Source organism: Phenylobacterium sp., assembly GCF_036402295.1.
Taxonomy (GTDB): Bacteria; Pseudomonadota; Alphaproteobacteria; order Caulobacterales; family Caulobacteraceae; genus Phenylobacterium.
In genome coordinates this window covers 1-8,792 of record NZ_DASWTE010000366.1, presented here as the reverse complement: position 1 = coordinate 8,792, position 8,792 = coordinate 1, and the positions used below count along the sequence as shown (strand labels likewise).

Here is an 8,792-nt window from a genome sequence, read left to right as displayed (position 1 = left end):
CACCGGTGCGATCCTGGTCTACATCGAGAGCCTCCGCGACGCGCGCAAGTTCATGAGCGCGGCGCGCTTCGCCGCCCGCGCCAAGCCGGTGATCCTGGTCAAGGGCGGCCGCAGCCAGGCCGGAGCCCAGGCGGCCTTCTCGCACACCCGGGCGCTCGCCGGCGCCGATGCGGTCTACGCCGCCGCCTTCCGGCGCGCCGGGGTGCTGCAGGTGGACGGGCTGGACGAACTGCTGGACACCGCCCTGCTGTTCGACCGGGCTCCCGCCGCCGCGCCGGGCAGCCTCGCTATCCTCACGAACGGCGGCGGGGCCGGCGTGCTGGCCGTCGATGCGCTGGAGCGCTGCGGCGGACGGCCGACCAGGCTGTCGCCCGCGACCCAGGCGGCCCTGCGCGGGATCGGGCCGGCGCACGCTGCGAGCGGCAATCCGGTGGATATCCTCGGCGACGCCGGGCCCGACCTCTACGCCCGCAGCCTGGCCGCGCTCCTGGCGGCTCCCGAGGTGGAGGCCGTGCTGACGATCAATTGCCCGACGGCCGTCGCCGACAGCGCCCTGGCCGCCGAGGCGGTGATCGCCGCGGCCGCGGCGCAGCCGGGCGGCAAGCCCGTCCTGGCGGCCTGGCTCGGCGACGCCAGCGTGGCCGACGCGCGCCGGAAGCTGACCGCGGAGGGGATTCCGAGCTTCCTCACGGCGGAGGCGGCGGTTCGGAGCTTCGCGCGGCTGGATCAGGCCCACCGCCTGCGCGAGCAGCTGGTGGAAGCCCCCGGTGGGGACGAGGGCGCCGTCGATCTCGTAGGGGCGCAGCAGATCGTTGCCGAAGCCCTCTCGGAGGGCCGAACCGCGCTCGAGCCGCTCGAGGTGCAAGGCCTGCTGCGGGCCTACGGCGTGCCGGTGCTGGAGGCGCGGGTCGCCCGCACGCCGGTCGAGGCCGGCGAGATCGCGGCGGCCTTGGGTGGCAAGGTGGCGCTGAAGATCCTATCCCGCGACATCAGCCACAAGTCCGACGTCGGCGGCGTGAAGCTCGGCCTCTCGGGCGGCGTCCGCACCGAACGCGCGGCCCAGGCGATGCTCGCCCGCATCGCGGCCGCCCGGCCGCGGGCGCGCCTCGAAGGCTTCGTCGTGCAGCCCATGCTCGAGCGCCCGAAGGCGCAGGAGATGCTGGCCGGCCTGGTCCGCGATCCAACGTTCGGGCCGGTCGTGGTGGTCGGGCACGGCGGCGTGGCGGTGGAGGTGCTGGCCGACCGCGCGCTCGGCCTGCCCCCGCTCAACGCGACCCTCGCCCGCGACATGATCGGCCGCACCCGGATCTCGCGCCTGCTGGCCGGCTTCCGGGACCGGCCGCCGGCGGACCTCGACGCGCTCGTCCGCGTGCTCGTGGCCCTGGGACGGCTCGCCACCGACCTGCCGGAGGTGGCCGAGCTCGACCTAAACCCCATGCTCTGCGACGCCGAGGGCGCGCTCGCGCTGGACGCGCGCGTCGCCGTTCGGCGGCCCGACGCGACGACGGCGAGATCGGCGATCCTCCCCTACCCGTCCCAGCTCAGCCGCCAGATCGAGTTTCATGGCGAGACGCTTCGCGTGCGGGCGATCCGGCCCGCCGACGCGCCGCGGCTGATCGAGATGATCGACCGCTGTGCGCCGGAGGACGTCCACCTGCGGTTCTGCGGCGGCATGCGGCATCTCAGTCCCGACCTCGCCACCCGGCTCAGCCAGATCGACTACGACCGGCACATGGCTCTGGTCGCGGAGGCGGCCAACGGCGAGTTGCTCAGCGTCGGACGGCTGATCGAAGACCCGCAGGGCGACACGGCCGAGTTCGCCCTCATGGTGCGCACCGACCACCAGAACCGCGGATTGGGGCGGCTTCTGCTGCAGGCCCTGCTCGACTACGCCGCCTCGCGGGGGCTTCGGGAAGTGTGGGGCAACGTCGCGCGCGGGAACGTCCGCATGCTGGGCCTGGCGCGCGACCTGGGCTTCGCGACCGACGGCAGCCCGGCTGAGTTCTCGCGCGTCTGTGTGGTGAGGCCCGTCGGCGAGGCAACTGACGAACTGGGCCGCTCCTAGGCGACGGCCCGGCGCCGCAGGCGGCCGGCCGCAGCGACCGTAAGGCCCGCCGCCAGGCCGATGCCCGCGGCCGTCCCGCTGGTGGCGAGCGACGGCGTGCTGAACACGAAGAGCTCCGCCAGCGGAGGGACCGTCAGGGCGGCCGCGACGCCGGCAGCCGCGAGACCGGCGATGGCGGCGAAGGCCATGCGTTGACGCCCCTCGCCCCGCGTTCCGGCGCCGGCGAGTACCGCGGCCGCGCCCAGGTTGGCGGCGACGACGAAGACGAACGCGGCGGCTCGGGCTGCGGTGGCGTCCTGGCCGCCCCGCAACAGGGCGAGATAGAGGCCGAAGGCGCCAGCCAGGAGAAGCAGACCCTGAGCAATGGCCCCCACCAGCCGCGGCGGTGACAGCAGCGAGGCGGCGGCCACCCGCGGCGGACGACGCATGGCGTCGCCCGCCGCGGGGCGGCTCTCGAACACCAGGGCGCACATCGGGTCGATCACCAGCTCCAGCAGCACCACCTGCATGGGGAAGAGCACCGGTGGGACGCCGAGGAGGGGCGGCAGGAGGGCCAGCCCGGCCATCGGAATGTGCACCACGACCAGGTACGCGAGCGCGGCCTTCAGGTTGGCGAAGATGCGCCGGCCCTCGGCGATCCCGGCAACCACGGAGGCGAAGCGGTCGTCGAGCAGGATCAGATCCGACGCCTCGCGCGCCACGTCGACGCCGCGTCCGCCCATGGCGACGCCGACATCCGCCGCTTCCAGGGCCGGCGCGTCGTTCACGCCGTCGCCGAACATGCCGACCCGTTCGCCGTTGGCCTGCAGCGCTCGGACCAGACGAAGCTTCTGATCGGGCGCGACCCGGGCGAAGACGCGCACCCGCGCCACCGCCTCGCGCAGGTCGCCGTCGGCCAGCGCCTGCAGCTGGGCGCCGGTGAGGACGCCGCCGGAGGCGTCGAGCCCGGCGTCGCGGGCGATGGCCAGGGCCGTGTCGGGGAAGTCGCCGGTGATCATCGCCACCTTCACCCCGGCCGTGGCGGCGGCCGCGAGGGCCGGCGGCACGTCCTCGCGCACGGGATCCTCGAAGGCCACGAGGCCGTCGAACCGGAACACCTCGCCGCCCGGATCGCCGCCCGCGTCCGAGGGCCGCTCCGCCTGGGCGACGCCCAGCACGCGCAGGCCTCGCCGCGCGAAGGCGGTCACCGCCGCCTCGGCTGCAGTCCGCTCGCCTGCCCCCAGCCGGCAGAGGTCGAACACCGCTTCCGGCGCGCCCTTGGCCGCATAGAGGACGTCGCCGGCGGAGCCGGCCCAGGCCTGGATGAAGGCGAGGCGATCGGGTCGCAGGGGAAAGGACCGCAGCGGCAGGTCGCTCCGAGCGCAGGCGCATTCCGCGTGGAGGGCCCGGTCCATGGGATCCAGGGGATGGACCGCCGACGCCAGGACCGCGGCCTGCAGGAGCGCGGCGCCCGCGCCGTCGCTTCCTGGGACCTCCCGGCCGGCCTCCGCGGACCACAGGGCGGCGACGCTCATCTGGTTGCGTGTCAGGGTCCCGGTCTTGTCGACGCAGAGCACGCTGATCCCGCCCAGCGCCTCGATCGCCGCCGTGCGCCGCACCAACACCTGCCCCTTGGCGAGCCGCCAACCGCCCAGGGCCAGGAAGACCGCCAGGACCATCGGGAACTCTTCGGGGATCAGGGCGATGCCCACGGTGAGCGCCGCGAGGCCGCCGGCGATCCAGTCGCCGCGCAGCAGGCCGTAGGCGACCAGGACCGCACCCGAGAGGCCGAGGGCGCAGAGGCCCAGCACCCCCACCAGCCGTCGGGTGGTCCGCTGCAGCGGCGTCGGCGGTTCGGTGGCGTCGGCGAGCGCGGCGCCGATCTGGCCTAGCCGGGTGGCCGGGCCGGTGGCGGTCACGCAGGCGAGGCCATGGCCCCGCACCAGCAGGCCGCCGGCGGAGATGCTGGCATGCTCCGGCGTTTCGGCGCCTTCCGGCGTTTCCTTGGAGGCGAGCGGGGTGCGCACCACGGGCGCCGACTCCCCGGTTAGGACCGACTCATCGATGGAGAGGACGTCACCGGCCACGAGCACTCCGTCCGCCGGCGCCCGGCCGCCCTCGCCCAGCAGGACCAGGTCGCCGCGGACCAGTTCGGCGGCGGCGATGCGGCGCTCGGCGCCGTCACGGATCACCCGTGCGGTCGGTTCGGCCAGGGCCTTCAGCGCCGCGAGCGCGCGCTCGCTCCGCGCCTCCTGGACCACCACCAGGCCGATGGTGGCGAACGCGCCGAAGAGCAGGAAGACGGCTTCGGCCATGTCGCCCAGGACGAAATAGAAGCCCACGGCGGCCAGCAGCAGCAGGAACATGGGCTCGCGCAGCACGTCGCGCACGATCTGCGGCAGCCGCCGCCGCCGCGGCGCGCTCAGGCGGTTGAGCCCATCCTGCGCGAGGCGGCGCGCCGCCTCGGCCTCGGACAGGCCCTGGAGGTCGCGGACGACCGAACCCCCGAGTGGGGCGGTGGAATCTGCAGACATGGGCCATGGTCCACGCGGCGGCAGCGACCGCCTTGATCGCGATCACCCTGGTCGGCGGTTTGATCGGCATCAAGGCCGGCCGCGGCGTCCGGCGCATCGTGGCGGGCGACAGGAGACCCGCCATGCCCACGTCGACCGCAGCCGATCGCCCCGAGCCCGCCCTTGCCGAGTCGGCGAGCTTCGACCCCTGGGACGCCTTCGGCGTGGCCCGGGAGGGCTTGGCCCTCTGGTGCGCGGCGTGCAGCGCCTGGGGCGACTACCTCACGGTGCTCAGCCGCGCGACGGGACCGACCGCGCTGGTCGACGCGCAGACGCGGCTGTTCGCCGATAGCCTCGACCTCTGCAGCCAGGCGACGGCCAACCGGCTCAAGGACGCCGGCGTGACCGCGCCCCTGCTCAACGACGCATGACGTCGGCGGCGGAGCCGGTCGCCGCCCGGCGGGCCGCCCCATCTCCCAGCCATTGCGCTTGTGGCCGAGCGCTTCCAGGCTTGCCGATCTCCTGGAAATCGAAGGCGGCGGACCGGACCGAGGCGGAGCTGCGCGCGGCGCTGGACTTGGCCGAGGTCCCGCCCCGCCGGGAGCGGCCGGTCGAAACCTGAGCCGCGCGAATGTTGTGATGCCGCCGGGCGGCAGCGGGTGTAAACTCCCTGCCGTCAGGACGAGGGGAGGCCGCGATGAACTATGTCGCGTCCGAGAATATCCGCCGGTTCCGCGCGTTGCTCGAAACGCCGCTGTCGCCCGAGCGCCGCAAGACGATCGAGGCCCTGTTGGCGGCGGAAGTCGCTGAGCTCAAGAAGGAGCTGGATCAGGAGCCCGCGGCCGCGTCGCACGGGCGCAAGGCCGGCTCCTGACGACGAGATGGATCGGCGATCAGCCGCAAGGCGTCGCCTGCCCAGCCGCGCCATGCGTCGTCCCTGCTCGGCGCTACCTGGCAAGACCCCGGACGGACTGGAGCGATACCTCGGCATGGTCGTGGTGAACCCGCTCGTTGACCACGATCAAGGCGGTCGGAGCTCCCGTCGTTAGATTTTGCAATCCCATCGGGAGACGCCGAGATGACCGCTAAGCCAGCCTTCCTGGGCATGCTCATCGGGGTCGGACTTTGCCTTGCGCCGATGAACGCCCGCGCCCATTGCGATACGTTGGATGGACCCGTGGCCATGGCGGCGCAAAGAGCGCTGGAGGCCGGGAACGTGAACCTTGTGCTGCCCTACGCCCCGGCCACAGCGGAGGCGGAGATCCGCGCCGCGTTCGACAAGTCCCGCAGGGTGCGTGGCCTGGGCGCGGAGGCCCGCACGATCGCCGACCTGAGCTTCGTTGAAACTGTCGTGCGCCTGCATCGCGTGGGTGAAGGGGTGAGCTACACGGGGCTGAGGCCGGCAGGACTGGATGCCGGGCCTGCAATTCCCGCCGCGGAGGCCGCCGTCGCGAGCGGAGACCTCGCGAAGCTCAAGGCGGTGCTGCAGGCTCAGGTCGAACACGCGCTCTCGGAGCGCCTGGCGCATGTTCGGGAGACGCAGGAAGCTCCTGCAGAGGCGAGGACGCCGGCGGAGGTCGCGCAAGTGCGCGAGCGTGTCCGCGCGGAGTTGGCTTTCGTGACCTTCGCGGAGGGCATTCGACAAGCGGCGCTGGGCGCTGCGGGCGACCATCACCAGGACTAGAAGGCGCTGCTCTGCCTCACTCCCACGCTGGCATCTACGGCTGGAGCGCAAGCAAATTGGTTGGTTCCGGCGTGACGGGTTGATTGTGGTCAACGCAGGGTTCTCGGGCGGGCGCAGCGTGAGGTTGGCCGTCCCGGCCAAGAGCGGAGAACTGAGATGGACGACAAGGTCTTGAAGAAGCTCGTCACCGACGAGCTGGAGTGGGAACCCAGCATCGATGCGGCCGACATCGGCGTGACGGTCGAAAACGGGATCGTGCGACTGGTCGGCCACGTGGCGAACTACGCCCAGAAGGGCGCGGCCGAAAAGGCGGTCAAGCGGGTGAAGGGCGTGCGCGGGTACGTCGAGGACCTCGAGATTCGCCTGTCTGCGAAGGCCTTCACGGACGAGGGCCTCGCCAACGCGGTGGCCAATCTCCTCGAGTGGGACGTCACCATCCCGAAGAACGTGATCAAGGTGAAGGTCGAGAACGGCGTGGTGACGCTGAGTGGCGACGTGAACTGGGCCTATCAGCGGCAGGCGGCTGAACAGAGCATCCGGCGCCTGCAGGGCATCCGTGGCGTCGTCAACGCGATCATGGTGAAGCCGCAGGCCCAAGCTTCCGACGTCAAGCGCCGGATCGAGGCGGCCCTGGAGCGGCAGGCCGAGATCGAGGCCGACAAGATCCTCGTCACCGTGGAGGGCGACAAGGTGAAGCTGGACGGCAAGGTGCGCGCCTGGTTCGAACGCGACATCATCGAACGGGCGGCCTGGGCGGCGCCTGGCGTCAAGTCCGTCGACGATCGGATCATGGTCAGCTTCTGACGGTGGACGGCGCCGGCGCCCCATGACGCCGGCGCGTTCGCCTTCCAGAACGTCCGGAGCAATTCCATGCGCAGTTCAACCTCTCGTCTTGGCGTCTTCCACTGCACGCTCACGGGCGCTGTGGTGCTGGGGCTATTCTTCCTGCTTTGCTGGTTTGGCGTCGCCATCGCCGACATCCCGGCCTCGCGGCGCATGGTGGGCTTCTTCACGACCCAGGAGTTGCAGAGCCCAAGCAGCATCGCCACGGGTCTGGGCTGGGCGGTTCTGTTCGGGGCGGTTCTCGGCGGTCTGATCGCCCTGTGTTTCAACACGCTCGGGCTGATACTGCGACAAGCGAAGCCGCGCTGACACGCGGCGCTGGAGCCTGGTCCGCCGCAGGCCGAGGCACGGCCAACCAGGCCGCAGACTTCACGGCGCGCTGCGGACCCAGAGGATCCGTCGCAGGGTGTCGTCGCGGTCCAGCAGCAGGTGCTTGAGCGCGCCGGCCACGTGCAGGGCGATCAGCGGCCAGAACAGCCTGGTCGCCGCGCCGTGGATCTCCTCGGTGGCCTCGTGAAGCCAATCGATGCGGGCCGGGAACGGGCTGGGGATCGCGAGCACATCGAACACCTCGATCGGCCGGCCGGCGGACCAGATCGCCAGCGGCCCGGTGATCAGGAGCACCGCGATCATCAGCAGGAACAGACCCTGCACGGCCTTGGCCGCGAGCTGCAGCATCCGGCTGCGCTCGAGCGGGCGGGGCGCGGGTTGCGAGACGCTCCACAGGAGGCGCGCCAGGAGGAAGCTGAACAGCAGGACGGCGACCGACACGTGGAGGTTCTGCGCCGCGAGCTTCTCCACACGTCCGGACGCCTCCTCCATCCGCTCGCCCAGTAGGTAGAGACCGGCGACGCCGATGGCGCTGATCCAGTGCAGGGCGATGGCGGCCCAGCCGTAGGCGGCGCGGGTGTTTCGGATCGGCATGGGCAAGCTCCTGCAGTCACTTCGAGCAGATGGCGGCGGCGGAGCCCGCGCCTTGATCGAGCGCAAGCCGGACGGTCAGGGGATGCGCTCCCGCACGTGCACGCCGTCCACCACCTTGTCGGAAGGGAAGACCACGAGGCGCTCGCCCCCGCTGAGGCCCTTCCGAATCTCCGCCTCGCGATCGGTCATGGCGCCCACCATGACCGGCGTCTGGCGCGCCCGGCCGTCCGCAATGCGATACACCGCCCAGCCGCCGTCCGCCCGAACGAGCGCGCCCAGCGGCGCTTTCACGGCCCGGCCTTCCTGGCGAAGGAACACGCGCCCCCAGAGTCGGTAGCCGGGCCCGATCCGCGACCACCGGTCGGGACGGCCTTCGAACTGCAGCAGCACCAGCACCCGCTGCTCCTCGACCCCCAGGGCGGACACCTTGGTGAAGCCCTGGGGCTCCACGCGCCGCACGACCGCCGGGATCGTCCCCTCCCCGCCCCAGTCGAACACCTCGGCCCGCATGCCTTCGCGGATGCGCACGGCGTCCTGGGTCAGGAACTCGATCGCGGCTTCCAGGCCGCTCTGGTCGCCGATCTCCACGAGCGGTGCGCCCATTGGCACGTTGCGTTCGCTCTCCTGCAGGACGCGGGTGACGTAGCCCGAAGCGGGGGCGGTGACCGGTACGGCGCGGCCCCCGCCCGCCTCCGGGCCGAGCAGCGCGGAGCGGGCGGCGGCGAGCTCGGAGCGGCGGACACCGAGCAGGGCGGCCGCGGCGCGAACTGCGGCGCGGGCGGCC

General features: G+C 72.4%; 9 protein-coding genes. 6 read left to right on the top strand and 3 right to left on the bottom strand.

What is annotated here, in order from left to right; all coding sequences use genetic code 11:
- Nucleotides 1-2,065, top strand: a 2,065-nt coding sequence (locus VGD44_RS21660; protein ID WP_331090458.1) for a bifunctional acetate--CoA ligase family protein/GNAT family N-acetyltransferase, incomplete at its 5' end; no start/stop codon positions are given.
- Here the strand turns inward: VGD44_RS21660 and VGD44_RS21655 are convergent.
- A complete protein-coding gene (locus VGD44_RS21655) occupies nucleotides 2,062-4,578 on the bottom strand; it encodes an HAD-IC family P-type ATPase (protein ID WP_331090457.1) in 2,517 nt (838 codons plus the stop codon). The two genes, VGD44_RS21660 and VGD44_RS21655, sit on opposite strands and share 4 nt — an antisense overlap.
- Before the next feature lie 5 nt (nucleotides 4,579-4,583).
- Here VGD44_RS21655 and VGD44_RS21650 point away from each other — a divergent pair, with 5 nt between their 5' ends.
- The 5 genes from VGD44_RS21650 to VGD44_RS21630 all read left to right on the top strand — a co-directional run bounded on the left by VGD44_RS21650 (nucleotide 4,584) and on the right by VGD44_RS21630 (nucleotide 7,393).
- Nucleotides 4,584-4,988: a hypothetical protein gene (locus VGD44_RS21650; RefSeq protein ID WP_331090456.1), complete on the top strand. Its 405-nt coding sequence runs from the start codon at nucleotides 4,584-4,586 to the stop codon at nucleotides 4,986-4,988.
- Nucleotides 4,989-5,254: 266 nt separating this feature from the next.
- Nucleotides 5,255-5,431 (top strand): hypothetical protein, encoded by a 177-nt coding sequence (locus VGD44_RS21645; RefSeq protein WP_331090455.1) that lies wholly within the window; start codon nucleotides 5,255-5,257, stop codon nucleotides 5,429-5,431.
- Nucleotides 5,432-5,635: 204 nt separating this feature from the next.
- Nucleotides 5,636-6,241, top strand: a complete 606-nt coding sequence (locus VGD44_RS21640) for a DUF6448 family protein (protein WP_331090454.1) — start codon at nucleotides 5,636-5,638, stop codon at nucleotides 6,239-6,241.
- Between the two features lie 156 nt (nucleotides 6,242-6,397).
- Nucleotides 6,398-7,045 carry a BON domain-containing protein gene (locus tag VGD44_RS21635; RefSeq protein WP_331090453.1) on the top strand — a complete coding sequence of 216 codons (648 nt, stop codon included), beginning with the start codon at nucleotides 6,398-6,400 and terminating at the stop codon, nucleotides 7,043-7,045.
- A 66-nt stretch (nucleotides 7,046-7,111) separates the two neighbouring features.
- Nucleotides 7,112-7,393 (top strand): hypothetical protein, encoded by a 282-nt coding sequence (locus VGD44_RS21630; RefSeq protein ID WP_331090452.1) that lies wholly within the window; start codon nucleotides 7,112-7,114, stop codon nucleotides 7,391-7,393.
- 60 nt (nucleotides 7,394-7,453) lie between these two features.
- On the opposite strand, the gene VGD44_RS21625 is transcribed toward VGD44_RS21630, so the two are convergent.
- Both VGD44_RS21625 and VGD44_RS21620 read right to left on the bottom strand, forming a co-directional pair.
- Nucleotides 7,454-8,008, bottom strand: a complete 555-nt coding sequence (locus tag VGD44_RS21625; protein WP_331090451.1) for a cytochrome b — start codon at nucleotides 8,006-8,008, stop codon at nucleotides 7,454-7,456.
- A 75-nt stretch (nucleotides 8,009-8,083) separates the two neighbouring features.
- Nucleotides 8,084-8,792: efflux RND transporter periplasmic adaptor subunit (locus VGD44_RS21620; protein WP_331090450.1), on the bottom strand; the 709-nt coding region annotated here is incomplete at its 5' end.

Coding starts and splice junctions, on each gene's coding strand:
- VGD44_RS21655 (WP_331090457.1), bottom strand. CDS start 4,578: ATGTCTGCAGATTCCACCGCCCCACTCGGGGGTTCGGTCGTCCGCGAC.
- VGD44_RS21650 (WP_331090456.1), top strand. CDS start 4,584: ATGGTCCACGCGGCGGCAGCGACCGCCTTGATCGCGATCACCCTGGTC.
- VGD44_RS21645 (WP_331090455.1), top strand. CDS start 5,255: ATGAACTATGTCGCGTCCGAGAATATCCGCCGGTTCCGCGCGTTGCTC.
- VGD44_RS21640 (WP_331090454.1), top strand. CDS start 5,636: ATGACCGCTAAGCCAGCCTTCCTGGGCATGCTCATCGGGGTCGGACTT.
- VGD44_RS21635 (WP_331090453.1), top strand. CDS start 6,398: ATGGACGACAAGGTCTTGAAGAAGCTCGTCACCGACGAGCTGGAGTGG.
- VGD44_RS21630 (WP_331090452.1), top strand. CDS start 7,112: ATGCGCAGTTCAACCTCTCGTCTTGGCGTCTTCCACTGCACGCTCACG.
- VGD44_RS21625 (WP_331090451.1), bottom strand. CDS start 8,008: ATGCCGATCCGAAACACCCGCGCCGCCTACGGCTGGGCCGCCATCGCC.